Origin of the sequence: Epibacterium sp. MM17-32, from assembly GCF_022348205.1 — a bacterium.
GTDB lineage: Bacteria > Pseudomonadota > Alphaproteobacteria > Rhodobacterales > Rhodobacteraceae > Epibacterium.
In genome coordinates this window covers 50,706-74,948 of sequence record NZ_JAKRFC010000011.1, presented here as the reverse complement: position 1 = coordinate 74,948, position 24,243 = coordinate 50,706, and the positions used below count along the sequence as shown (strand labels likewise).

The window sequence follows — 24,243 nt, the reverse complement described above, 5'->3', positions numbered from 1 at the left end:
GTGGGCACAGATCAGCGGAGCGAGGCCCGCCGCAGCAGGTCCACCGCATCCGGCCGCTCTTCCAGAAGCGGCCGCTTGACGTCCAGCCCATGATCGGCCCGCGCGCCATGGCGTCGCGTGCTGCGCATGCGCCATTGCACGTCTGCCGGCAGGGTCGGCTGCGAGATCGGGTCCACGAGGAGCGACTCCGCCGCGATGCCCTCGGCATAGATGATGTAATGCCGGTCAAACAGGATCTGGAAATAGTCGACAAAACCGCCATCCTGCACCACCACGGTATCGCCATTGACCAGATCGCGGGCGCGCAGCAACAGTTCCAGCCGACCCGCCTGCAGGGCATCGGAGCGCTGATAGACCATCAGCCGATGATCCGGGCTGACCAGCAGGTCGCGGGCGTTGTTCAACGCCCCCTTGCGGATCAGGATCGGCGCCATTTCCCCAACCGCCCGCAGTGTTGTCTGGCCGATCCAGGTGATGGGCTGCGCGCCGCTGTCGCGCGTCAGGATGCGATCACCGGGGCGCAGATCCTCGATGGCGCGCTGCGCGCCGGTGGCCAGCGTGATGCGGGTGCCGCGCGCAAAGGCGACGCAGGACATTTGCGCCAGCCGGTGCTGCAGGCCCTGCCGCGTGCCGTTCACCAGACGATAGCCAGTGAACGGGGCCAGTGGGGCCTGTGGTAGCAGGTAGATCGCCGCGATCATGCCCTCCGGATCGGTTTCGACGATCAACAGCGCCTCCACCGCAGCGCCGAGTTCCGGCATCAGCGTCACGACGCCATCCAGGAACAAGGGCGCCCCCGGCGTGCCGAGCGCACTGTCGTGATGCACGGAAAACCCGCCATCCAGCTGCGCGCAAATGCCCAGCCGCGCCGGGCTGGCACTGCTGCGCAATTCATAGACATCATCCATCACCAGCTCGTCCAGGATGCCGATCGGATCGCCTGCGTTCACGCCGAAACTGGCGCGGAACAGGTCCGCCGGATAGGCCGGCAGCGACTGGATGGAATGGGCGGTGCGGCTCACGTTGATCATGCGCGGTGGTCCAGGCTTTGGGTTTCAGGGGGCGCGGCGCCTCGTACAGGACACCCGATATTGCGCGGGTCTTGGTAAACACTAGGTTCACACTTGGGCGAGAACCGGGCGCTGGCGGGAAAAATTCTGGTCCGGGCGCTCCGTCCCGGCTGGTCAATCCCCTGCGCGGCTGGCAGGGTCTGGCAAACCACACGCATGGGGAGAAGTGTCATGGATCTGGGTATTCGCGGAAAGCGCGCATTGGTATGTGCATCGAGCAAAGGGTTGGGTCTGGGCTGTGCAGAAGCATTGGCAGAGGCCGGTGTCGACCTGGTGATGAATGCCCGTGGAGCCGAGGCGCTGGAAGCCTCGGCGCAGGATCTCCGGGATCGGTTTGGCGTCCGCGTGGATACGGCCGCCTGTGACGTGACCGATGAAGGCGCGCGCGCAGAGCTGATCGAACGCGCCAAAGGGGTCGACATTCTGGTGACCAACGCCGGTGGCCCGCCTCCGGGCGTCTGGAGCGATTGGGACCGCGACGATTTCATCACCGCGCTTGATGCCAACATGCTGACGCCGATCGCGCTGATGAAAGCGCTGCTGCCGGAAATGATGGACAAGGGTTGGGGCCGGGTGGTCAATATCACCTCGCAATCCGTCAAGGCGCCGATCGCAGCGCTGGGCCTGTCCAATTCCGCCCGCGCCGGGCTGACCGGCTATGTCGCGGGCACCGCGCGCCAGGTGGCCGGGGCGGGCGTGACGATCAACAATCTGCTGCCGGGGATCCATGCCACCGACCGGGCCGTGTCGCTTGATACCGGGGTGGCGCAGTCCCAGGGGATCAGTCTCGACGAGGCCCGCGACCAACGCGCCGCCACCATTCCGGCGGGGCGCTACGGCACCCGGCAGGAGTTCGGCGCAACCTGCGCCTTCCTTTGTTCGCAGCACGCAGGGTTTATCGTGGGCCAGAATATCCTCCTGGACGGTGGTGCCACCAATATGACGATCTGATCCATGGCTGAGAAATTCTCCTTGAAGGATCAATTGTTCAATCTTCAGAAGACCCGCTACCTCGCCGGTCTGTTTTCGGGCGCGACCTCCGATTTCGACGCTGCGGGGTTCGAGGCGTCGGTGATGGCGCGGCTGCTGGATCTGGAGCTGAAGGACCGTATCAACTGGATTGCCGAGCAGCTTGCGGTGCATGTGCCGGGCCCCTTGTCGCAGGTGGCGCCGGTGATCGCGGCGGCCCTGCCGCCGCCGCTTGATCCGAGCTTGCGCGATGACGATTTCGGCGATTTCATCTTTGCCCCGCTGGGCGAATGGGTCACGGCGCTGACCACGCAGGAGGCTGATCTGCCGCTGGCGCTCGACACGCTCGAAGCGCTCACCCAGCGCTTTTCGATGGAGTTTGCCCTGCGCCCCCTGCTGAAACGCTGGCCCGATCCGGTGCTCTCCCGCATGATGCAGTGGACGGATCATGACCATTACCACGTGCGCCGGCTGGCCAGCGAGGGCAGCCGGCCGCGTCTGCCCTGGGGGCTGGCGGTGAACCTGCCGCTGGAGGCGCCGCTGCCGATCCTCGACCGGCTGCATCGGGATCCGGCGCGCTTTGTGACCCGATCGGTTGCCAACCACCTCAACGACATTGCCAAGAAGGAGCCGCAGATCGTCATCGACCGGCTGACCGATTGGCAAGGGCAGGGGATGCAGGCGCAGAAAGAGCTGGACTGGATCACCGCACACGCGCTGCGCGGGTTGGTGAAGGCGGGCGATCCACGGGCCTTGCGGCTGTTGGGCTATGACCCGGATCTGGAGCTGACCGCGCGGTTGCAACTGCCCGCCAGCGTGCGCATCGGCGACAAGCTGGCCCTCGGGGCCGATGTGCAGGGGGCGCGGGGCGCGCGGGTGCTCGTGGATTATGCGCTGACCTTTCAGCGCGCCGGTGGCAAGACCGCCACCAAGGTCTTCAAGTGGAAGACCGGCAGCCTCGGCGCCGACGGGCTCAGCCTGCAGAAATCGCATCCGCTGAAGGCGCAGGCCTCCACCTTTACATTGTTGCCGGGGGCGCATCGGGTGACGCTGCTGGTCAATGGGGTGCCGCGGGCCGAAGGCGAGGTGGAGCTCCTTGCCTGACCTGCGCCGGCTTGGTATCAGCCCGCGATGCCCCAATGTGCACCCGACACAGGATAGAAGGCCCCGCAATGTCCGAGCAGATGACCCAATCCGCGCTGCCGCCCGCCCAGGCTGACGGCCATGAGGTGACGCCGCGGCTGGAGATCCGCAACCTGCGCCGTTTCTTTGACGGGCGCGCGGTGGTGGATGACGTGTCCCTCCGGGTCCTGCCGGGGCAGGTCACCTGTCTCCTCGGCCCGTCGGGCTGTGGCAAGTCCACCACCCTGCGCATGGTCGCAGGCGTGGAGATGCAGGACGCTGGTGAAATCTATGTCGACGGCAGCCTGATCTGCGACACCGTGTTTCGCGTGCCGCCGGAGCGGCGCGAAATCGGACTGATGTTTCAGGACTTTGCGCTGTTTCCGCATCTGAGCGTCGGGGACAACGTCGCCTTTGGCCTGAAGGGCGCGAAGGAGAAGAAACGCGCCCGCGCCCGCGAGCTGCTGGATCGGGTCTCGCTTGGCCAGTATATCGACGAGTATCCGCATCAGCTGTCTGGCGGCGAACAGCAGCGGGTGGCGCTGGCCCGGGCGCTGGCGCCGCGCCCCAAGATCATGCTGATGGATGAGCCCTTCTCCGGGCTCGACAACCGGCTGCGCGACGGTATTCGCGATGAGACACTGAGCCTGCTGAAAGAGGAGGACACCGCGGTCCTGCTGGTCACCCATGAACCGGAGGAAGCGATGCGCATGGCCGACGAGATCGCGCTGATGCGCGATGGCCGGATCGTGCAGCAGGGGGCGCCCTACAATGTCTACACCCGCCCGGTGGACAAGGCGGCGGTGGCCTTCTTTTCCGATGTGAACACGCTGCCGGCGCGGGTCAACGGCGCTCTGGCGGATACGCCCTTCGGGCAGTTCCTGGCGCCCGGGGTGCCGGATGGCACGGATGTGGAGATCGTCTTTCGCCCGCAACACATCCGTATCGATTTCGACCGCAACGGTCGCGGACCGGAGGCTACCCACACGCAGGGCGTGCCCGCCCGTGGCGTGGTCCAGCGGGCGCGGTTTCTCGGCAATGAGAGCCTGGTCGAGTTCCGTATGGATTTCGACGGGTCGATCCTGAAGGCGACGGTGCCCAATGTCTTTCTGCCGGCGGTGGGGCGCGCGATGTGGCTGACGGTTCCGCGTGATCGGTGTTTCGTCTTTCCACGGTGATCTTCCTCCGTCATGGTGGCCGCGGAATCGACGGAGGTCGCCATGTTGGAACACTATGAAATCCGCCCGCTGTCGCGGGATGAAATCGACACCGCCGTGGACTGGGCCGCGCGCGAGGGCTGGAACCCGGGCGCCCAGGATGCGGCTTGTTTCGCCGTGCAGGACGGTCAGGGGTTCTGGGGCGGTTTCCTCGACGGCGAGATGATTGCCTGTATTTCGGTCGTGACCTATGGCGCGGCGTTTGCCTTTCTCGGTTTTTATATCGTTGACCCGGTGCACCGGGGGCAGGGCTACGGCTATGCGTTGTGGCAAAAGGCGCTGGAGCATGCCGGCCGGCGCACGGTGGGGCTCGACGGGGTGGTGGCGCAGCAGGAGGCCTATCGCCGTTCCGGGTTCGAATTTGCCTGGCGCAATATCCGGTTCGGCGGGGTGCCCAAGGGGCGGCTCAAGGTGTCGGATGCCTTTACGCTGACCTGGCTCGACGGGCTGTCGCCCGAGGTGGCGGGTTTGGATGCGCGGGTGTTTCCCGCGCCGCGGCCGAGTTTCTGGCAGGCCTGGCTCAGCGCGCCGGGGCATGTGAGCATCGCGGTACATGCCGACGGCGAGATGCAGGGGTTCGGCACCCTGCGCCGTTGTCGCACCGGGGCCAAGATCGGCCCGCTGGTGGCCACCCATCGGGCGGCGGCGCTGTCGGTTCTGGCGGGGCTGCTGAAAGACTGGCCGCAGGATCAGGAGATCTTTCTCGACGTGCCCGAGACCAACACCAGCGCGGTAGAGCTGGCGAAATCGCTGGGATTGCAACCGGTGTTCGAGACCGCGCGAATGTATCGCGGCAAGGCGCCCGAGGTGGCACAGGACCTGATCTACGGCGTGACCAGTTTCGAACTCGGGTAGGGGCTACCTGAGGAAGGGCGCTGTGACCGGGGATCGGGGACGACCGCCCTTGGGGTAGAAGGCCCGCCGGGGGCGCTCCCGCCCGTTTCCACCGCCGCAGGGCGGCGATCAAAACCGTTGGGCCGGGCGCCGCGCCCCTGACGGGACGCGGCGGGGACCTGCGCCAATGTCAACGCAGCGCCACCCCCTTGCGCCCGGCCAGATCGGTGAAGAACTGCCACGCCACCCGGCCCGACCGCGCGCCACGCGTGGCCTGCCATTCGATCGCCTCGGCCCGCAGCGTCTCGGCATCGACCTCGACGCCATAGGCGGCGCAATAGCCCGCGATCATCGCCAGATAGGCGTCCTGGTTGCAGGGGTGGAACCCAAGCCAAAGACCAAAACGATCCGAGAGCGAGACCTTTTCCTCCACCGCCTCGGAGGGGGTGATCGCGGAGGAGCGTTCATTCTCGATCATGTCGCGGGGCATCAGGTGGCGGCGGTTGGAGGTGGCGTAGAACACCACATTCTCGGGCCGGCCTTCGATGCCGCCATCCAGCACGGCCTTCAGGCTCTTGTAGTGCTGGTCGTCATGGCTGAACGACAGGTCATCGCAGAACAGGATGAACCGGTAGGGCGCGCCGCGCAGATGGTTCAGCAGACGCGCGACCGAGGGCAGATCCTCCCGTTGCAGCTCCACCAGTTTGAGGTCGGGATGCGTGGGCACCAGGGAGCCGTGGATCGCCTTCACCAGCGAGGATTTCCCCATCCCGCGCGCGCCCCACAGCAGCGCATTGTTGGCCGCGTGACCTGCTGCAAACCGGCGGGTGTTGTCCAACAGCGTGTCGCGCGAGCGGTCAATCCCCACCAGGAGATCCAGCTCCACCCGGTTGATTTCGGGCACCGGCTCCAGCCGGTCCGGGCCCACATGCCAGACGAACCCCGAAGCCGCCGCAAAATCCGGTGTCGCCAGCGGGGCCGGGGCCATGCGCTCCAGCGCCTCGGCAATGCGGCTGAGTGTGTCGTGATCCAAATCCTGCGCCATCGCTCGGGGTCCTCCTGTACGTCTTGGGCGTGACAAACCATGTTCCGCCGCACCCGGCAAGAGGCAGCCGCCAGATCCGGCCCCGGCTGCCGCCCCCCGGAAGCGACGGGGTGGTGGGTCACTGGTCGTGCAGTCCCTTGCCGGCGAGGATGCGCGGCGCGTGTTTGTCGATCCGGGCGTTGCGTGTCTTGGCCTGTTTGGCATCCGACACATGCAGGACATAGCCGCGCTGCCGCCCCGGCGTGAGCGCGGCAAACGCCTCGGCCAGTGCGGCATCCGCCTCCAGACGGGCGATCAGCTCTTCCGGCCACTCCAGATCATCCTTCGGGAAGGGGACGGTCACACCGGCGTCTTCGGCTGCGATGGCCTGACCGACAAATGCGCGGAGCTGATCGGCGTCGCGCGCCACCTCGGCCGCGGTGGTAAACCGCATCACCCGCATGGACCGGGAATTGGCGCCGGGGGCGACCAGACGCGCATCGGGGTCCTCCAGCAGGACCCCTTTGAAGAACGAGACCGAGCAATAGTCCTTCATCGCCCAGAGCGTGGCGAGGTTGCTGCCTTTGTAGGTGTAGCAAGGGGAATTCCATTTGAAATCCTCCTCCAGCGGGCTGTCTTGCAGGATCCTGCGCAGGGCGATGAGCGGTTCTTGCCAGCGAGTCAAGGCGACAAAATACGCCTCCACCCTGGGATCTGACACTGACATGGCTGGGCTCCAATGATGTACTCAAATCGCAACCAGAGTGCCGCGCGCCGGCGCCGCTGTCCAGTTGCGCCCCAAAGCGAGCCCCCCGCCGGCCGGCCCGGGCCGAGACCAAAAAAAGGCGCGCCCCGTGGGACGCGCCTTCTGATTGGGTCATTGCAGGGGGCGGAGCTTACTCGCCGTCCAGCTCGTCATCGTAGTAGCCTTCGGCGCGCAGCTGTTCCTCGCGCTTTTTCTCGACACGGGCGACGAGGAAGATCGACACCTCATAAAGCCCGTAGACCACCGTGAAGAGGATCACCTGGGTGATGACATCCGGCGGGGTGACCAGCGCGGCCAGCACCAGAATGGCCACCACCGCATATTTGCGCATGCCGCCCAGCCCCTCGGCACTCACCAGACCGGCTTTGCCCATCAGGGTCAGAAGCACCGGCAGCTGGAAGCACAGGCCAAAGGCCATGATGAATTTGAGCGTGATATCAAGGCTCTCGTTCACCTTGCCAAAGAAGGTGATTTTCACCCCTTCCGAGGTTTCCGGCACCACTGCCACATCCGCGGGCACTTCGCCGCCGGTGGCCTGCGACAACAGACCGGCAAAGATCGAACTCACGTCCGCAAAGCCCAGGAAGAACTGCATCGCCAGCGGCGTGACCACAAACTGCGCAAAGCTTGCGCCCAGCAGGAACATGAAGGGCGAGGCAATGAGGAACGGCAGAAACGCGCCCTTTTCGCTCTTGTAGAGACCCGGTGCCACGAACCGCCACAGCTGGAAGCCGATCACCGGGAAGGACAGCGCAAAGCCGAACACCATGGAGATCCGGAACAGCGTGAACAGATATTCCTGCGGCGAGGTATATTGCAGCGTCGGGGAGGGATCGCCCAATTCGCGCAGGGTCTGCTCGATCGGGGCCACCAGGAACTGCAGGATCGGCTCTGCCACCATGAAGGCCAGCACGATGCCGACGGCAAAGGCGATCACCGCCCGGATCAGGCGGCTGCGCAGCTCCGCCAGATGCTCGATCAGCGGCGCTGTGGAATCGTCAAGATCTTCTGTCTGGCTCATGCCTTGGTCTCACTGTCGGAAGACGGCGCGCTGCTGGCTGGTGCAGACAGTGCCGCCTCGGCCTCTTCTGCCTTGGCCATCGCCTCGGCGGCCTCCTTGGCCTTGCGCTCTGCCGCGGCCCGCGCGGTGGCGGCCTGTATCTTCTTGGCGCTTTCGGCCCGTTCTGCGGCCAGCTTGCCGGTCTCGCTGTCGGGGTCGAATTTCGTCGGGTCGATGGAATCGGTCAGGTCACGCGTGGCCTGTTTGACGCTGTCCATCGCCGACCCCATCGGGTTCGTCGCCGTTTTAAAACTCTTCTGGATGTCACTGACGCCCGCCTCATCCGCCGCGTCTTCCATCGCGCGGCTGAATTCGCGGGCCATGCCGCGTGCCTTGCCCACGAAGCGGCCCACGTTGCGGAACAACTTGGGCAGATCCTTGGGCCCGACCACGATCAGGGCCACAACGCCAATGACCAGAAGCTCGGTCCAGCCAAGATCGAACATCTAGGGGTTACACCTTGTCTTTGTCGGCTTCGGGGGTGACATCCTTGGCCTCTGCGGCGGCGTCGTCTTCCAGCTCCTTGCTGCCCTCGCTGATGCCCTTCTTGAAGGAGGTGATGCCTTTGCCCACTTCGCCCATCAGCGAAGAGATCTTGCCGCGGCCAAAGAGAACCAGAACCACGACAGCGATGAGGAGAATGCCGGGAAGGCCGATGTTGTTCAGCATGGGGTTTGCCTTTCGTTATGCGGGGCGCGGGACCTGGTCCGATGCGCCGAAATACGGTGTCCTGCCTTGAGTGTTAGGCGCTGCATGGGCCGGAGCAAAGCACAGGCTGGCAATCGCGCCCTCCGTTCGGCCCCGGATCTGCGATTTTTTCCGCAGGCCCGCACTCAACTGACAGGTTTGTGTCAGTTGCTCTGGTCTAGGACAGGATCATCGAAACCGTCAAGACAAGGATGACGACAGATGACCAAGACCGTGGTGGAAGTGGTAACCTTCAAACTGAACCCGGGCGTCAGCGACGCCGACTATGTGGCCGCAACCCAAAAGACCGAGAGCTTCATCGGCGGCATGCGCGGCTTTGTCGACCGGCGCCTGTCCAAGGGCGAGGACGGCACCTGGATGGACTATGTGATCTGGGCCGATCTAGCGGCTGCGCAGGAGGCCAGCGCCAAGTTCCCGCAAGCCGACTGCACCGCCGACATCATGCGCATGATCGACCAGAGCAGCCTGGTGATGCGGCATGAAACGCAGATGTGGACGATGCAACCGGCGCCTGCCATGGGTTGACCTTGAGGTGCGGCGCAGGTGAAAGATTTCTCCATGCGCCGCACCGACCGCCTTTTCGAGATTATCCAGATCCTGCGCGACGGGAAATTGCACCGGGCGCAGGACATTGCCGCACGGCTGGAGGTCTCCACCCGCACCATCTATCGCGACATGGACACGCTGGTGGCCTCAGGCGTGCCGGTCGAGGGCGAGCGCGGTGTCGGCTATCTGGTGCGCGAGGCGATCACCCTGCCACCGCTGACCCTGACCCCGTCCGAGCTGGAGGCGCTCAACCTCGGCATGGCGATCGTGGCCGAGGCCGCCGATCCGGAGCTGAAGGCCGCGGCAGAGAGCCTCGCCACCAAGGTCGACGCGGTGCTGCCCATTGAGACGGTGACAGAGGCGGATGCCTGGAAGTTCGCGGTCTACCCCTTTGCCGATGCGGCGCGCGGGTTTACCTGGATGCCGACCCTGCGGGCGGCGATCAAGGCCCGCCAGAAACTCGCCCTGCGCTATCGCCGCATTGACGAGACCCTGACCGAACGGGTGATCCGCCCCTTGCATATGGAGTATTGGGGCCGGGTCTGGACCCTGACCGCATGGTGCGAGACGCGGGGGGATTTCCGGGTGTTCCGCGTCGACCTGATCGAGAGCGCCGAGCCCTTGCCGGAACTGTTTGTCGATGAACCCGGCAAGCGTTTGCAGGACTATGAACCCGACGCGGAAAAACACGGAGCCTCACGCGGCGGCGCCGCACCCTGAGGGCGCGGCGCGCGATCCCCTTGTGGGGCACAAAGGTCAGGCAGGCAGGGCAGCTGGCCCCGCCGTGGCCTTATTGCAGATAGGGCAGCGGATCGACGCTTTCGAAGCCGTCGCGCACCTCGAAATGGACATAGGCCTCTTCCGCCGTGCCGCGCAGCTGGGCGATGGACTGGCCGCGGTTGACGCGATCGCCCTTCTTGACCTTGATGCCATCCACATTGGCATAGACCGACAGCAGGTTGCGGTCGTGGCGGATGACGATGATCGGCACCTTGTTGGAATCGGCCGTGATCGCGGCCACCGTGCCGGCCTCTGCGGCCTTTACCGCGCTGCCCGGCGCGGCGGAGATGTCGATGCCGTCGTTCTTGCCCTTGGAGTAGGCGCGAATGATCTTGCCGGTGACGGGATAGCCCATCGCCGCCTGCGAGGCGCGGGTGGGCTGTTCGACATCGACCGAAGGTTTGGGCTCGGACGTCACGTTGGCGACGGGGGCGACCTCCTCATCCGGCAGCGGCTTGGTGGCGCTGGGCGGCGTGGGGGTGGCGCTGCCCTGTCCGGGCGCGGTCACCGCTGTCTCGGTGGCCTCCGGCGTGGGGGCCGGGGCGTTGGGGTCCTTCAGCGGGATCAGCAGGTATTGGCCTTCGCGGATGGCAAAGTCACTGCCCAGCCCGTTCCATTCCGCCAGCGATTTGACCGGGATCTGGTAGAGCCGGGCAATGGTATAGGCGGTTTCGCCGCGCGTCACCTTGTGGCGCACCGGCTCCGGGCCCTCCTGGACGCGGGTGGGCGCGGGTTTGGCCGGCGTCTCCTGAAGCGTGGTGGTGGTCACCGACCCCGGATTGGGCGAGCTGGCCGGGGCGCTGTCGATGGCGTTGCCGGCCAGCGACGCGATGTCGACGCCGCCGGGGCTGCGGTTGCTGCCGCGCGCCGAGGCGTCGGGGGCACGGCGCGGCAGCACCAGCACCTCGCCCTTGCGCAGCGGATCGCGGGTTTCGACGCCGTTGAACCGGGCGACCTCCACCGCAGGCAGGCCGACCCGCGTGGCCAGATCAGCGACGGTATCGCCATTGCGCGCCACCGCCACCTGATACGACGGATAGGTGATCAGCCCGCGCGAGTCCGGCGCCGGGCGGCTCTCGGTTGCGGTCTGGGCGGCCTTGGTGGTGTTGAAGGCACCGATCTGCCCGCGCAGGTCGTAATCCAGCGGCGCGGTGCAGGCGGCGGCGATCAGCGCCAGCGGCAGCAGGGCGGCGGGGCGCAGGAACTTCGGGTGGAAGACCGTCTGGGGGCGGGTCATGTCTCTTGCTCTCCTCGAATGACGTCTCCTGTTGGGCGGAGACTTGGACGGCAGCGGTTCTGTCTTGCCCGGGCCTGACCGGTGGACCGCTACAGTGCAACGGGGCTGACCCCGGAATAGGACAGCTCAGGTGTCTTTTCCAAGCCCTTCCAGCAGCGGAACAAAGCGCACCGGGCGCAATTCGTCATATTCCAGCCCATTTTCGCTCTTGCGGACGCGAATGAGGGTCTGCACCGCGTCGGATTGGCCGACCGGCACCACCATGATACCGCCGACCTTGAGCTGCGCCAACAGCGGGCCGGGCGGGTCCTCGGCGGCGGCGGTCACGATGATTCGATCAAAGGGCGCCTGTTCCGGCAACCCATGGCTGCCGTCGCCCACCAGCGAGGTAATATTGGCCAGTCCCAAGGTCTGGAACACCTGCCGGGCCTCCTGCACCAGGCGGCCATGGCGGTCGACGGTGTAGACCCGGCGCGCCAGCTTGGCCAGGATCGCAGCCTGATAGCCCGAGCCGGTGCCCACCTCCAGCACGGTGTCGCGGGGCGAGATCTGAAGCGCCTGCGTCATCAGCCCCACCACCGAGGGCTGCGAGATGGTCTGACCGCAGGCGATCGGCAGCGGCACATCCTCATAGGCGCGTTCGGAGAAGAAGCCCCGCAGGAACAGGCCGCGATCCACCGCTTCCATCGCTTCCAGCACAGCCGCCTCCGTCACCCCGCGCGAGCGTAGGGCAAACAGGAACTGCATCTTGGTTTCCGCGTCCGGGCCAGTCATTCGATCGCCTTCAGGGCCTCCAGCGCGTCATGGGCGGTCAGATCCGCCCGCATCGGCGTGACGGAGACATAGCCCTCCAGGTTGACCGCCGCATCGGTGCCCGGCGCGGTCGCCACCTGCTGGTCGCCGCCCTTGACCCACATGTAGCGCCGCCCGTTGGGCGAGAACTGTTCTTCGGCCGAAAACCGAGTGCCGGGACGGGCGCCCTGGGTGCTGACCCGCAGGCCCTTCACATCCGCAGCCGCTACCGGCGGGAAATTGATGTTGTAGAACAGGCCATAGTCATGATCGTTTTCGGGCTGCGCCGCCAACAGCTTGCGCAGCACCTCGGCGCCATGCTGGCGGGCGGCCTCAAACGGGTTGTCCAGATCGCGATTGGCGGGCCCGTAATATTGCGACAGCGCCATGGCGGGCAGCCCCTGCAACGCGCCTTCCATGGCCCCGCCCAGGGTGCCGGAATAGAGCGCGTTCTCGGCAGAGTTGTTGCCCCGGTTCACCCCCGACAGCACCAGATCGGGGCGGTGATCCTTCATCACCACATGCAGACCGGCCAACACGCAATCCGCCGGAGAGCCTTCGGCGGCAAAGCGGCGCGGCCCCAGTTCCGAGATCATCGAGGGATGGGTGTAGCTGATGCAGTGACCAACGCCGGATTGCTCAAAGGCGGGCGCCACGGTCCAGACCTCGCCGTCGGGACCGGCAAGCTCGGCTGCGATCTCTTCCAGCACCGCCAGCCCCGGGGCGCTGATGCCGTCGTCGTTGGTGACCAGAATGCGCATTTTGCCCCCTTGACTGCGTGCGGTTTTCTCCGGTGTCGGCGGGAATTCGCCCCCGCGCCGGTTGCTGCCCTGCATAGGCGGCAGGGGCGGGCAGGGCAAGGAATTTGCAGGCCGGTGACCGGGCGGATGCGCCGGGGTGTGGCCAAATCACCCGCCGCCCGCGCACGGGCCAGCGGGCGCTGGCCGTTGTGGGGCGTGATGGCGCGGTTGGCCGGGCGCTAGTCAGACAGGATCTGGGGCAGGAGATCGGCCGCTGCCTCAGCGGGCGAGGTCAGCACGGTCCGGTCCTCGCCGGGGAAAAACCGCGCCCGCAAGGCGGTTGGCATCGGCGGCGGCGTCAGCAGCGTGACCCGTGGGCCGGTGCGCAGGGTTTCCTCCTGCCAGCTGCGGGCCAGGGCGATCTGTGCCGATTTGGTCGCGCCATAAGCGCCAAAGAATTTCTCGCCGGCGCGCGGATCGTCAAAGAACACCGCCTTGCCGTGCTGTCCCAGCAGCGGCGCGACATAGGGGATCAGGACCGAGGTCGCAGTGGCATTGATCTCCATCGACTTCTGCCAGTCCTTGGCGGCCACATGATGCGCCGGGCTCAGCGGGGCGGCGTGGATGGCGCTGTGCACCCAGAGATCCAGCTTGCCCCAGCGGTCAAAGATGCCCCGGCACAGGGTCGCCATGGCCTCCGGCACGGTGATGTCCATCGGGGCCAGCGTGGCAGAACCGCCCGCGGCCTTGATCCGGTCGTCCAGCTCTTCCAGCGCGCCGGTGGTCCGGGCGACGGCAATGATGTGATGGGTGGGCGCAAGCGCCTCGGCCAAAGCGGCGCCAAGGCCCCGCGAGGCCCCGGTGATAAGGGCGAGTCTGTCGGTCATGGCGCCTACATGCGGTGACCTCGCGCCGGGGTCAAGCCCCGCCGGGTGGCCGCGGTGGCGGATGCGACGGTTGCGCGCCTCAGTTGGCGAGGATCGGCAACCGCCCGACGGTACCGCCGCGCTCCACCAGCAGACCGTCGGGGTCGATGGCGACGATGCGGCCGATCGGCAGGCGCGCGCCGGGTTGCACCGTCTTGATCCGGCCCGACGACAGGCGGACCATTCCCTGCAAGGCGTCCTGCGGACCAAACAGCCCGATCAGGGTGACGCGGCGATCTGGCAGGGCGTCCTTCTGGGTGGCGATGGATTCTGCGGTGGTCTGTGCTGTGTTGGCCATTGGCATCCGGTTCTCCCGCGGCGACCGGTCCGTCGACCGCGCCGCCACGGGAACTGTCTTGTGTGAGTGGTGAGTGGTGTCTGGCGTATCGGCAGGTCGGTATCAGGCCCGCCGCGACGGCAAAAGCAGATCCCGCCAACCGCCGACGCAACCGGCCAGAGATGGCCGAGGTGCCCCGGAAAATGCGCGGCAGCTTGCCGGTCAGCCGGCGTGCTCAGGCATCATAGGCCAGCGAGGCAAGATCATGCCCATAGGCATGCAGGAAGGTCAGCAGATCCTCCAGGTCGAGGCCGATCTCCTGCATCCGGGCGAGGTCGTGATTCACCTCGGAGACCTGCAACTCCGGATACTGGCCTTCGGGGCGCATATGCAGCATGCAGGCCAGCGGGCCGCCGCTTTCGGGCGGGATCTGGTTCGACAGCCACGCGGGCTGGCTGCCCATGCTCTCGGCCTCGCGCAGCTCGAACAGGTCGAGATACGCGTCGAACACCTCTTCGCTGACACCGGCCCAGGTGCCGAGGATGAATTCCTCGCCGCGCGAATCCGCCAGCGGGATCGCCAGTACCGCCCGCAGGAACCGCAGGCTGCCGAAACGGCAGAAATCCTCGGTCAGCACATCGCCTTCGGAGACAAAGATGGCGGCGTTGTCCTGCACCTGCAGATCCGCCGGCACGATGTCGGGCCGGTCGCAGGAGAGGCTGAGAAGCTGGGCAAAGGTCGCGCCGCAACAGCGGCACTGACGCGATGAGCTCAGCATGCGGGCGAGATGCGCGTCCAAGAAGGCGCCCCTTTCGAAAGTCAAATAGAGAATGGCGCCGACCTGTCCGGATCAGCGCCATCGCGTTATACGCGGCTCCCTTACGCCTGTTGGCGGCAACTTGCAATCATTGCGCCGCAGCACGCGCCCGAACCCGCCGGGCGGCGGCGCGCATCTCGCGCCAGGCGCATGCGGGGCCTGTCGCGCTCAGGTGGCCAGCGTGGCCCCGTTCCAGGACGCCCCCGCATCGGGCATGTCCTTGATTTTCTTGCTCACGCGGCTGCTGCCTTCGAGCGTGTCGAGATATTCCGCGCTCACCGAGCCGGTGACATACTGGCCGTCGAAACAGGAACAATCAAAGGCTTCGATATCCGGGTTGCCGCCCTGCGCCGCCCAGATCAGATCGTCGAGGTTCTGATAGAACAGCTCATCCGCGCCCAGCTCCTCGCGAATCTCCTCGATCGAGCGGCCATTGGCGATCAGCTCATGCTTGGTCGGCATATCGATGCCATAGACATTGGGGTATTTCACCGGCGGCGAGGCGGAGGCGATATAGACCTTCTTGGCGCCGGCTTCACGACACATCTGCACGATCTTCTTGATGGTGTTGCCGCGCACGATCGAGTCGTCGATCAGCAGGATGTTGCGGTCCTGCATTTCGCGCGGGATCGCGTTCAGCTTGCGACGCACGGATTTCTGCCGCTCTTCCTGACCGGGCATGATGAAGGTGCGACCCACATAGCGGTTCTTGACCAGCGCCTCGCGGTAGCGGATGCCGGTGATGTTGGAGACCTCCAGCGCCACGGGCCGGGCGCTGTCCGGGACCGGGATGATGGCATCGATGTCCAGCCCCGAGGCCTCGATCTGCTTGGCCAGGGTCTGGCCCATGCGGATCTGGGTCTTGTAGACCGAAATCCCGTCGAGCAGGCTGTCGGGCCGCGCGAGGTAGACATATTCAAAGATGCACGGCGTCAGCTTGCCCTCGACCGCTTGGAACTCATGCTTGTTGCCGTCGAGATCAATCAAGATCGCCTCGCCGGGCTTCAGATCGCGCAGTTTGGTGAACCCGTTGATGCCAAAGGCCACATCTTCCGAGGCAAAGGCGTAGTCGGCCCCGTCGCCCGCGCCATCGGCGTTGCGTTGGGCGACTGACAGCGGCCGGATGCCATGCGGGTCGCGGAAGGCCAGCATGCCGACACCGGCAATCAGGCAGATCACCGAATAGGCGCCCTGCACCCGCTCCATGGTCATCTTCACCCCGGCAAAGATGTTGCGGATCGGATCGGCGTTGCCGTTGACCTTGATCGCATCGGCCACTTTGTCGGCCAGCACGTTCAGCAGGATCTCGGAATCCGAGGTGGTGCGCAGGTGGCGGCTGTATTTGCCGGTGACCTTGGCGCGCTGTTCCTCGGTATTGGTGATATTGCCGTTGTGGACCAGATAGATGCCATAGGGCGCGTTTACAAAAAACGGCTGCGCCTCGGCAGCCGACAGCGATCCGGCGGTGGGGTAGCGCACGTGGCCCATGCCGACGCGGCCCTGAAGCGTCTCGGCATCCTTGGCGCCAAAGACATCCTTGACCAGACCGTTGGCTTTGCGTTCGCGAAAGAACCCGTCGCCATAGGTCACGATGCCAGAGGCATCCTGGCCGCGATGCTGTAGCATCAACAGCCCGTCATAGAGTTCCGCAAACACTTGTTCGGTTCTGCTTGCGATGCCCAAGATACCGCACATGGCGAGGCTCCAATATAGTCGTTCGTGTGGCTTACAGCCCGCAGGCTGCGGCAGGAGAGACCCGGGCAAGGGTGCCACGAGTCGCGAGCCCGATGCGGGGCACCGGGACAATACTAGGGGAATTTCTCGTGAACGGGGAGGCGGAGCGCAGGCGGTGCAGCGGGCGGCATGCCTTGGCTGCACTGCGGCTGTGGCGGGCCAGAGGGGCAGATCCTGCCGCGCACGGCGGGCGGCGCAGGTCAGCTGGGGACTGGGTCAACACAGGGGCTTTGGCTCCGAATCCTGTCGAACAGTGACGGCTCTCACATAGGCGGTCTGGCAGGCAATGTCACCAAAGGATCACATTCAACAGACAGATCGGGGCGGGAATTCACATCTGGCGCGGGCTGCGCCTGTTCCGCAGGCAAGCGGAACGGGGTCCTGGCCCGATATGGGCCGGAAAACGGCGCGCGATCAGGCGGCGTAGCGGCCAAACAGCAGGTCGATCGGATCGAAGGCCGGTGCCGGTGCCATGTCGCCACCAAAGAAACGCGCATCCTCGGCGTCCTCGTCCGCATCCTCTACGGCAGTCTGGTCCTGTTCCGGCTCCATACGCCCGGCGTTGACGATCAGGCGGGTCTCGGCGAGGGACAGCACGCTGTAGTAGCTTTCGTCCTCGACCGCACCGGCATTCATCACCATGCCGCCTTCGGTCCAGAGCAGTTCTTCTTCTTCGCAATCGACATGAATACGGGCCAGGCGCTGGGGCAGGGCGGTGCTGATGCCGTTATGGCCGATCAGCGCCACCAGCTTGACCGTGACCACCGGCAGGTCAAAGAGATCCAGCGCCAGATCGCCCTCGATGGCGACAATGGCATCGGACGGCAGGTCGAGGTCGGCGTCATTGCCAAGCGCGCCGGCGGGCACATGCACCATGGCCGTCAGACGCGGAACCGAGTGGCGGATATTGACCACTTCGCGCAGGCCGCCGTCAAAGGTCTGAACCATGTCGCCGGGGCGCAGGGCGCGGGCTTGCTTGAAGCCGAATTCGGTCTCGATCAGGGTGCCGGGGAGCACGCCGCCATGTTGCGGACGCAGACGGGTGTTTGCCTGGTCTTCGGCCTCCTGCGAGCGCAGGTCCAGAAGCAGGTCAACCGGCTGATAGTTTGTAAACGCGGTGGTGTGATCCAGCAGCATGTCCAAATGTCCCTTCTGAGAGCGTCGAGGCTTTTTGCCTTCGTTGATCTCAATTGGCCTCTGAATTGGGACAAGAATGGGGCAGGCTTGCGTCGGTTTCGGTACCAGAGCCGCTTTCATGCAGGAAAATCACAGTCAAACCCAAAGGTTAACGCCCGATCTGGGGGTAATTAAGGGTTTGTTAAGGTAATCGGCAGCGCGTTTGCGAAAACTTTACGGAGTTAAGAATCGATTCTTCATTCTTAACAAAACGTTAATGCCCGGCCTCGCTGGGTTAACGTCACGGCAGCGGTGGGGATAACTCTGTGTATAGTCGCCACTGTCTCCGGCCGTTTTCAAAAATGTAAAAGGGCGCCCCGCAGGAGCGCCCAATCGCATGGTAACTGTGATGCGGAGATCAGCCCTCGCAGGAGGAGATCAGATCTTCGTATTTCTGCGTCACCCAGCCCAGTGCCTGTTCGGGGTTCTGTTCCTCGACCTTGCCGATCACCCGGTTGAACACCGCCGCCGAGCGGCTTTCGTCGACCATGGTAAAGCTCTGCCCGGTCATCACCACGTTGTAGACGAAGAACCCGATCACCACGAGCAGGATGCCGCGCAGCACGCCAAAGAAGAACCCCGCCCCCTGATCCAGTCCGCCAAGCGCCGACCGTTGCACCAGCCCGGCCAGCAGCGGCGTGAAGAAGGAGACGACGATCAGCGCAATCGCAAAGACCGCAAAGAACGCCGCAATCAGCGACAATTCGCAGCTGTCGGCGATGAATTCGCCGACCACCGGGATTTCCGCCATCAGCGGTTCCGCCTGTGGTGCGAACATATAGGCCAGGATACCGGCGGCGACCCAGCCGATGATGGCCATGACTTCGCGTACGAAGCCGCGTGCATAGGCGAGTAGCGCCGACACTACGATAACCAGCGCCACTGCGCCGTCGATTATGGTGAAACCTTCCATGTCCCTCGCCTGTTTGCCCGCGAAATATCTCTTGAGTGGCCTTTTAGCCTGCTCCGAAATATTCGCCAACAAATCCTGTGAGGTCGGCGGCCGGGCGCAGGGTCAGGCCGGGGACAGAGACAGATTTGCCACCGCTCGGAGCGATCGCTGCCGTGAAACCAAGTTTTTGCGCTTCTTTCAACCGGTTTTCCGTCTGTGGCGCCGGTCTGAGCGCCCCGGACAGGGATATTTCGCCAAATATTGCCGTATCCGCCGGAAGTGCCGTGTCCTCGCGGGCGCTGAGCAGCGCCGCGGCCACCGCCAGGTCAGCGGCAGGTTCGGTGATTTTCATCCCACCCGCGACGTTCAGATAGACATCAAGCCCGGCAAAGGGGATGCCGCAGCGCGCCTCCAGCACCGCGAGGATCATCGCAAGGCGCGAGCTGTCCCAGCCCACCACCGCGCGGCGCGGCTGTGAATGGGGCGAGGGCGCCACCAGCGCCTGCATCTCCACCAGCACCGGCCGGGTGCCCTCGATGCCGGCAAAGACCACCGACCCGGGCGAGGGCTGACCGCGTTCGGACAGAAACAGCGCCGAGGGGTTGAGGACCTGTGCCAGCCCGCCGCCGGTCATCTCAAACACGCCGATCTCGTCGGCGGGACCAAAGCGGTTCTTGACGGCACGCAGGATGCGGAACTGATGACCGCGCTCGCCCTCGAAATAGAGCACCGTGTCGACCATATGCTCCACCACGCGGGGACCTGCGATCTGGCCCTCCTTGGTGACATGGCCCACCATGATGATGCTGATGCCGTTGGTCTTGGCGAATGTGGTCAGTTCATGCGCGGCGGCGCGCACCTGGCTGACCGATCCCGGTGCGCTGTCGACGTTATCGGCCCACATGGTCTGGATGGAATCGATGATCGCCAGTTGCGGCTTTTCCGCCTCCAGCGTGGTCAAGATATCGCGCAGATTGGTTTCTGCTGCGAGCTTGACCGGCGCCTGCTCCAGCCCCAGCCGCTGCGCCCGCATCCGCACCTGCGCAGAGGCTTCCTCGCCGGAGACATAGACGGTCTTCAGCCCCGCATGGGCGAACTGCGCCGCCGCCTGCAACAAGAGCGTCGATTTGCCGATGCCGGGATCGCCCCCCACAAGGATGGCCGACGCCTCCACCAGACCGCCCCCAAGCACGCGGTCGAGTTCGGCGACCCCGCATAATGTGCGCGGTGGTGGTGTTTCCTGCGTGGCCAGATCGGTGAGCGGCACCCGCTTGCCGCGCATGGCGCCCAGCGATTTCTTGGCCGGACCGGCGGAGGTGAGGCCCTTGTCCTCGGAAATGGTGTTCCATTCGCCGCAGCCTTCGCAGCGACCGGACCATTTGGAATAGGAGGCCCCACAGGCGGAGCAGGAGAATGTTGTCTTTGCCATGGGCGATCAGTGGCAGATGTTTCCGGTTTGTTCAAGGGGGGCGCCGAGGCCTTGTGCCATTCTGCCCCTAGGCGTTTGCGATCCGCACGGGGACGCTCCCGCCAGTCGCACGATCATCACAGATGATCTCCTCCTGTTGGGCCGCGCGCCGCTGGCGCGGCGCGAAGGGGCTGCCGAGAAGCGGTTCAGGGGCAGGTCTGCCCTGAACGCGCCCTGTCTAGCCTGAATGCGAGTCGCCGGCGCCTCAATGATCTGCGACCGCGCGGGGCGCGGCGGCCCGCTGGGCCGTCATTGACCCGCCGCCGACTCGCGTTTGATCTGGCGGTCCGTCAGAATCGACAGGAGGATGGAGGCCAGGATGCAGGCGGTGAAGAGATACATCCCCCAGGCCACCTCGATGGTGGCGTAGCTGATGCCTTTCGCCAGCGTGATATAGAGCGCAATCAGGAAGACATCCGCCATCGCAAGCTTGCCGAGGATGTTGAGTACGGGCAGGCTGCGCGCATCCAGCAGGTGGAACTGCACCAGCGCGAGGCCGATGGTCTTGAGGTAGGGGGCGAAGAGCGCAAATGCGGTGACCACCAGCGCCAGCACTATGTCGCTGTCCCAGAGGCTCTGAAGGCCGGTGAGGACGGAGATTTCCGACAGGCCGAAGATCGGCAGCAGGCCCGCTCGCAACAAGGGCGCAAACCATGCGATGGGGTAGAGGATCAGCAGGGAGAGGTTGGCGAGGCGGAGAAAAAGAGGCGTTTTGCCGCGCGCGCTGTCTGCAGTCATGGAAGCCGACACTTCAGGTTCTCCGTATCAAAGCTCTTTTGCGCGCCGGATTTCGATGCGACAATCCGTTCTGCCACGATGATCGCGGTTTCGGTCTTTGTGCAAGGGCGTTTCTCTTTTGCTGCCAGCACATTGTTGTAGACCCACAGGCCCAGAATCCCGCAGCCCACAGCCAGAACAGCGCCCGTGACGTAGGAGCGGCGGCGACTGCGGACATGTGATGTGTCCACGGGCGGCGCGTCGGTGGTCTGGGCAATTGTGTCTTTTGGTTTCGGGGCCGATGGATCGTTGCGCAAACAAGAGCCGATTGCGGCCGCGACCAGCATGCCCACAAACGCAGCCAATACGGAATGGGTGCTGTAGGCTGATCTCAGGATGTTCTGAGTGTCCCCTTCAAAGAAAAGCGCCATCCCTGCCAGAAGATAAAGCGTTGCCGCGATCGCAACGGCGAAGAACACAAACGAAATGCCGCGCGCATGGCTCGCAAGTCCCAAAAGCCGCACAAGGCCCCAAATCAAGTGGCTGAATGCTGCAATGAGGGCCAGATAAACCCAGATGATAGCGTCGACAATGGGGGCAACAATCGGGGCAAGTACAGGTGAGAGCAATTCTGCGATCAGGCTGACAAAGGCTGCAAACAGGCCGAGTATAGCCTCAACGATTGGCGCGAATATGGCGGCGATCATGTCGCCGAGTAATACGTTTAAATTCATAAATAAAACTCTTTAAAAAATTGGAGCTAACGCTGTTCTACCGTACCGCCTCGATCGGCCCCTCCGCGCTGCCGGAGATGAACTGTTCCACGTAAGGGTCGCCCGACTGATCCATCTCTGCCACAGGACCCGTCCAGCGGATCTTGCCGCCGTGGAGCATGGCAACATTGTCGGCGATGGCACGCACCGAGGTCATGTCGTGGGTGATGGTCATGGCGGTGGCGCCCATCTCCACCACGATCTCGCGGATGAGATCGTTGATGACGCCGGACATGATCGGATCGAGCCCGGTGGTGGGCTCGTCGAAAAAGATGATCTCCGGGTCGGCGGCAATGGCGCGGGCGAGGCCGACGCGTTTTTGCATACCGCCGGACAGCTCTGCGGGCAGGCGGTCGGCGACATCAGCCTTCAGGCCCACACGGCGGAGTTTCTCGATGGCGATCTCGCGGGCCTCATCACGGGGACGGGCGAGGCTGCCACGCAAAAGACGAAAGGCCACATTCTGCCAGACCGGCAGGCTGTCAAACAGTGCCGCACCCTGAAACAACATGCCAAAGCGGGCAAGGAAGGCATCGCGGTCGCCCTGGCCCACGGGTTTGCCGTCCACGCGGATTTCACCGGTGTCAGGTTCAATGAGGCCAAGCACACATTTCAGCGCCACAGATTTGCCGGTGCCGGAGCCGCCGATGATGACCAGAGAGGAGCCCTTGGCGACCTCCAGATCGACACCGCGCAGAACTTCGTTGGAGCCGAAGGCCTTGGCGACCTGACGCATTTCAATCATCGGATGGGTCATAGCGAGAAGAACACCCCGGTCAGCACAAAGTTGGCGGCGAGGATCAGCACGGCGGCGGCCTCGACCGAGCCTTTGGTGGCGCGGCCCACGCCCTGCGCGCCGCGGCCCGATTGCATGCCGTAGTAGCATCCCATGAGGGCGGCGATGGTGCCAAAGGCTGCGCCCTTGACCAGGCTGGAGACGATATCGCGCAGCTCAAGGAAATCGACGGTGTTTTTCAGATAGGCAGCGGCGTTGAAATCCAGGGTCTCGGTGGCCACCACATAGCCGCCCATGATGCCGATGATGTCACCGACGCCGACCAGCACCGGCACGGTGATCAGGGCCGCCAGCACGCGCGGCGCGACGAGATATTTCATCGGGTTGGTGGAGAGCGTCACCAGCGCGTCGATCTGCTCGGTGACTTTCATGGTGGCGATTTCGGCGGCAATGGAGGACGTTACCCGCGCCGCGATCATCAGCCCCACCAGTACCGGGCCCAACTCGCGGACCATGCCGATGGCGACAATCTGCGGCACCACGGCTTCGGCATTGAACCGCGCGCCGCCGGCGTAGATCTGCAGCGCCAGCGCGCCGCCGGTGAAAATCGCGGTCAGGGCGACGACAGGCAGGCTGAGCCAGCCGACCTGCAGCAGCGCATTGGCAAACTCGCGCGGATAGAACGGCGGGCGCAGCATGTGGCTGAAGGTCGAAGCGGCAAAGCGGGTGATCCGCCCGAGGGCCGCGAGGCGGCCCAGCGAGGTGCGGCCGATCATCCCAAGGGCGGAGATGGGGCTCATGCGCTATAGGTCCTCGCATAGCGATTGCCGAGCGCGGTCAGAACCTCATAGCCGATGGTGTCGGCGGCATTGGCCAGCACATCCACCGTCTGCGCCTCGTTCATCAGGCTCAGATAGGGGGGTACCTCGTCCAGATCGGTGACGTCAACGGTGACCAGATCCATCGAGATCCGCCCCACAACGGGGCAGGGGGTGGAACCCGCATAGGCCATGATGCCCTGCCGCTGAAAGGCGCGGTGCAGACCGTCCGCGTAACCCGCGGCAATGGTGGCAATGCGGGTGTCGCGCTGTGCGATCCAGGTGTTGCCGTAGCCCACGCTTTCGCCGGGCGCGAGGTCGCGGATCTGGATCACCGGCACCTCCAGTTCGACCACCGGCAGCGCGTCGCTGTAGGGCGCACCGCCATAAAGACCGATGCCCGGACGGCAGAGATCAAAGTGATAGTCGCGGCCCAGGAGCAGACCGCCGGTGGCGGCGAGCGAGCGGGGCAGGTTCAACCCCTCGGTCATCTCGATAAAGTTCTTCAGCTGATAGGGGTTCATCCCATGGCCGGGTTCATCCGAACAGGCCAGATGCGACATCAAGAGGACCGGGTTCTGATCCAGTGCAATGTCGCGCACCGCCATCCATTCAGCGGCCTCCATCCCGAGCCGGTTCATGCCGCTGTCGAGCTGCACGCCAAAGGGATGTCCCGGAAGGCTCTCGAAATGGCGCAGCATCTGGTCGAGCGAGTTGAGCATCGGCGTCAGCTGGAAGTCGCGCAACAGTTTTGCGTCGCCCTCCATATGGCCGGAAAAGACCGAAATCCCGGGTCCCGGTCCCAGCGCGCGCCGGAGCGCGATGCCCTCTTCGGCGATGGCGACAAAAAAGTTGCGTGCGCCTGCCTGGGCCAGCGCCTTGCCGACGCGGCCAGCCTCCAGACCATAGCCATTGGCCTTGACCACCGCTGCGGTCTCGCAGTTGGTCTTGGCATCCAGATTGCGCCAGTTGATCGCCAGCGCATCCAGGTTGATTTTCAAACGTGCCGTACTCATGCGTCGTTCATGACATGGAGGCCACCGG

The 24,243-nt window shown here is 64.8% G+C and carries 27 protein-coding genes; 6 read left to right on the top strand and 21 right to left on the bottom strand.

Annotated features, from left to right (window positions below):
- Window positions 1-11: 11 nt before the first annotated feature.
- Window positions 12-1,031 (bottom strand): Hint domain-containing protein, encoded by a 1,020-nt coding sequence (locus MHM88_RS16765; protein WP_239367666.1) that lies wholly within the window; start codon window positions 1,029-1,031, stop codon window positions 12-14.
- A gap of 210 nt (window positions 1,032-1,241) precedes the next feature.
- On the opposite strand from MHM88_RS16765, the gene MHM88_RS16760 reads away from it, so the two are divergent.
- The 4 genes from MHM88_RS16760 (at window position 1,242) to MHM88_RS16745 (ending at window position 5,233) form a co-directional block, all read left to right on the top strand.
- Complete coding sequence (locus tag MHM88_RS16760; protein ID WP_239323373.1) at window positions 1,242-2,021, top strand: SDR family oxidoreductase; 780 nt, start codon at window positions 1,242-1,244, stop codon at window positions 2,019-2,021.
- A 3-nt stretch (window positions 2,022-2,024) separates the two neighbouring features.
- Complete coding sequence (locus tag MHM88_RS16755; RefSeq protein ID WP_239367664.1) at window positions 2,025-3,143, top strand: hypothetical protein; 1,119 nt, start codon at window positions 2,025-2,027, stop codon at window positions 3,141-3,143.
- An 80-nt stretch (window positions 3,144-3,223) separates the two neighbouring features.
- Window positions 3,224-4,339 carry an ABC transporter ATP-binding protein gene (locus tag MHM88_RS16750; protein ID WP_239323513.1) on the top strand — a complete coding sequence of 372 codons (1,116 nt, stop codon included), beginning with the start codon at window positions 3,224-3,226 and terminating at the stop codon, window positions 4,337-4,339.
- Window positions 4,340-4,381: 42 nt separating this feature from the next.
- Window positions 4,382-5,233, top strand: a complete 852-nt coding sequence (locus tag MHM88_RS16745; RefSeq protein ID WP_239367662.1) for a GNAT family N-acetyltransferase — start codon at window positions 4,382-4,384, stop codon at window positions 5,231-5,233.
- A 169-nt stretch (window positions 5,234-5,402) separates the two neighbouring features.
- On the opposite strand, the gene MHM88_RS16740 is transcribed toward MHM88_RS16745, so the two are convergent.
- The 5 genes from MHM88_RS16740 to MHM88_RS16720 form a co-directional block, all read right to left on the bottom strand.
- Window positions 5,403-6,257: an ATP-binding protein gene (locus MHM88_RS16740; RefSeq protein WP_370687505.1), complete on the bottom strand. Its 855-nt coding sequence runs from the start codon at window positions 6,255-6,257 to the stop codon at window positions 5,403-5,405.
- A 118-nt stretch (window positions 6,258-6,375) separates the two neighbouring features.
- Entirely contained in the window at window positions 6,376-6,963 is a 588-nt protein-coding gene (locus MHM88_RS16735) for a YdeI family protein (protein ID WP_239367660.1), read from the bottom strand.
- Between the two features lie 169 nt (window positions 6,964-7,132).
- On the bottom strand, window positions 7,133-8,023 hold the full coding sequence (locus tag MHM88_RS16730) for a twin-arginine translocase subunit TatC (RefSeq protein WP_239323377.1): 891 nt from the start codon (window positions 8,021-8,023) through the stop codon (window positions 7,133-7,135).
- The gene (gene tatB, locus MHM88_RS16725; protein ID WP_239323378.1) at window positions 8,020-8,508 is read right to left on the bottom strand and encodes a Sec-independent protein translocase protein TatB; all 489 of its coding nucleotides are present in this window, start codon (window positions 8,506-8,508) and stop codon (window positions 8,020-8,022) included. The genes MHM88_RS16730 and tatB overlap by 4 nt, the downstream gene beginning before the upstream one ends.
- 7 nt (window positions 8,509-8,515) lie before the next feature.
- A complete protein-coding gene (locus MHM88_RS16720) occupies window positions 8,516-8,731 on the bottom strand; it encodes a twin-arginine translocase TatA/TatE family subunit (protein WP_239367658.1) in 216 nt (71 codons plus the stop codon).
- Between the two features lie 240 nt (window positions 8,732-8,971).
- On the opposite strand from MHM88_RS16720, the gene MHM88_RS16715 reads away from it, so the two are divergent.
- Both MHM88_RS16715 and MHM88_RS16710 read left to right on the top strand, forming a co-directional pair.
- Entirely contained in the window at window positions 8,972-9,295 is a 324-nt protein-coding gene (locus MHM88_RS16715) for a hypothetical protein (protein WP_239367656.1), read from the top strand.
- 33 nt (window positions 9,296-9,328) lie between these two features.
- Window positions 9,329-10,036, top strand: coding sequence for a YafY family protein (locus MHM88_RS16710; RefSeq protein ID WP_239367654.1), 708 nt, complete (start codon window positions 9,329-9,331; stop codon window positions 10,034-10,036).
- A gap of 70 nt (window positions 10,037-10,106) precedes the next feature.
- Here MHM88_RS16710 and MHM88_RS16705 read toward each other — a convergent pair whose 3' ends face one another.
- From MHM88_RS16705 to alr, 15 genes are all read right to left on the bottom strand, one after another.
- Window positions 10,107-11,333 (bottom strand): M23 family metallopeptidase, encoded by a 1,227-nt coding sequence (locus MHM88_RS16705; RefSeq protein ID WP_239367652.1) that lies wholly within the window; start codon window positions 11,331-11,333, stop codon window positions 10,107-10,109.
- A 126-nt stretch (window positions 11,334-11,459) separates the two neighbouring features.
- Complete coding sequence (locus MHM88_RS16700; RefSeq protein WP_239367650.1) at window positions 11,460-12,107, bottom strand: protein-L-isoaspartate(D-aspartate) O-methyltransferase; 648 nt, start codon at window positions 12,105-12,107, stop codon at window positions 11,460-11,462.
- The gene (gene surE, locus MHM88_RS16695; RefSeq protein ID WP_239323384.1) at window positions 12,104-12,886 is read right to left on the bottom strand and encodes a 5'/3'-nucleotidase SurE; all 783 of its coding nucleotides are present in this window, start codon (window positions 12,884-12,886) and stop codon (window positions 12,104-12,106) included. Before surE ends, MHM88_RS16700 begins: the two co-directional genes overlap by 4 nt.
- Before the next feature lie 218 nt (window positions 12,887-13,104).
- Window positions 13,105-13,752: an SDR family oxidoreductase gene (locus MHM88_RS16690; RefSeq protein ID WP_239367648.1), complete on the bottom strand. Its 648-nt coding sequence runs from the start codon at window positions 13,750-13,752 to the stop codon at window positions 13,105-13,107.
- Window positions 13,753-13,831: 79 nt separating this feature from the next.
- A complete protein-coding gene (locus tag MHM88_RS16685) occupies window positions 13,832-14,089 on the bottom strand; it encodes a hypothetical protein (RefSeq protein ID WP_239367646.1) in 258 nt (85 codons plus the stop codon).
- A gap of 214 nt (window positions 14,090-14,303) precedes the next feature.
- Window positions 14,304-14,867 (bottom strand): DUF2199 domain-containing protein, encoded by a 564-nt coding sequence (locus MHM88_RS16680; protein WP_239367644.1) that lies wholly within the window; start codon window positions 14,865-14,867, stop codon window positions 14,304-14,306.
- Window positions 14,868-15,053: 186 nt separating this feature from the next.
- The gene (gene purF, locus MHM88_RS16675) at window positions 15,054-16,580 is read right to left on the bottom strand and encodes an amidophosphoribosyltransferase (RefSeq protein WP_239367642.1); all 1,527 of its coding nucleotides are present in this window, start codon (window positions 16,578-16,580) and stop codon (window positions 15,054-15,056) included.
- A gap of 453 nt (window positions 16,581-17,033) precedes the next feature.
- Window positions 17,034-17,756, bottom strand: coding sequence for a Hint domain-containing protein (locus MHM88_RS16670; RefSeq protein ID WP_239367640.1), 723 nt, complete (start codon window positions 17,754-17,756; stop codon window positions 17,034-17,036).
- A gap of 397 nt (window positions 17,757-18,153) precedes the next feature.
- The gene (locus MHM88_RS16665; protein ID WP_239323390.1) at window positions 18,154-18,708 is read right to left on the bottom strand and encodes a CvpA family protein; all 555 of its coding nucleotides are present in this window, start codon (window positions 18,706-18,708) and stop codon (window positions 18,154-18,156) included.
- 43 nt (window positions 18,709-18,751) lie between these two features.
- The gene (gene radA / locus MHM88_RS16660; protein ID WP_239323391.1) at window positions 18,752-20,116 is read right to left on the bottom strand and encodes a DNA repair protein RadA; all 1,365 of its coding nucleotides are present in this window, start codon (window positions 20,114-20,116) and stop codon (window positions 18,752-18,754) included.
- 288 nt (window positions 20,117-20,404) lie between these two features.
- Window positions 20,405-20,893, bottom strand: coding sequence for a paraquat-inducible protein A (locus tag MHM88_RS16655; protein WP_239367638.1), 489 nt, complete (start codon window positions 20,891-20,893; stop codon window positions 20,405-20,407).
- Window positions 20,890-21,606, bottom strand: a complete 717-nt coding sequence (locus MHM88_RS16650; RefSeq protein WP_239367636.1) for a hypothetical protein — start codon at window positions 21,604-21,606, stop codon at window positions 20,890-20,892. Before MHM88_RS16650 ends, MHM88_RS16655 begins: the two co-directional genes overlap by 4 nt.
- 37 nt (window positions 21,607-21,643) lie before the next feature.
- On the bottom strand, window positions 21,644-22,390 hold the full coding sequence (locus MHM88_RS16645; RefSeq protein ID WP_065322158.1) for an ABC transporter ATP-binding protein: 747 nt from the start codon (window positions 22,388-22,390) through the stop codon (window positions 21,644-21,646).
- Window positions 22,391-22,398: 8 nt separating this feature from the next.
- Window positions 22,399-23,181, bottom strand: coding sequence for an ABC transporter permease (locus tag MHM88_RS16640; protein WP_239367634.1), 783 nt, complete (start codon window positions 23,179-23,181; stop codon window positions 22,399-22,401).
- Window positions 23,178-24,215, bottom strand: a complete 1,038-nt coding sequence (gene alr / locus MHM88_RS16635) for an alanine racemase (protein ID WP_239367632.1) — start codon at window positions 24,213-24,215, stop codon at window positions 23,178-23,180. Before alr ends, MHM88_RS16640 begins: the two co-directional genes overlap by 4 nt.
- Window positions 24,216-24,243: the final 28 nt, after the last annotated feature.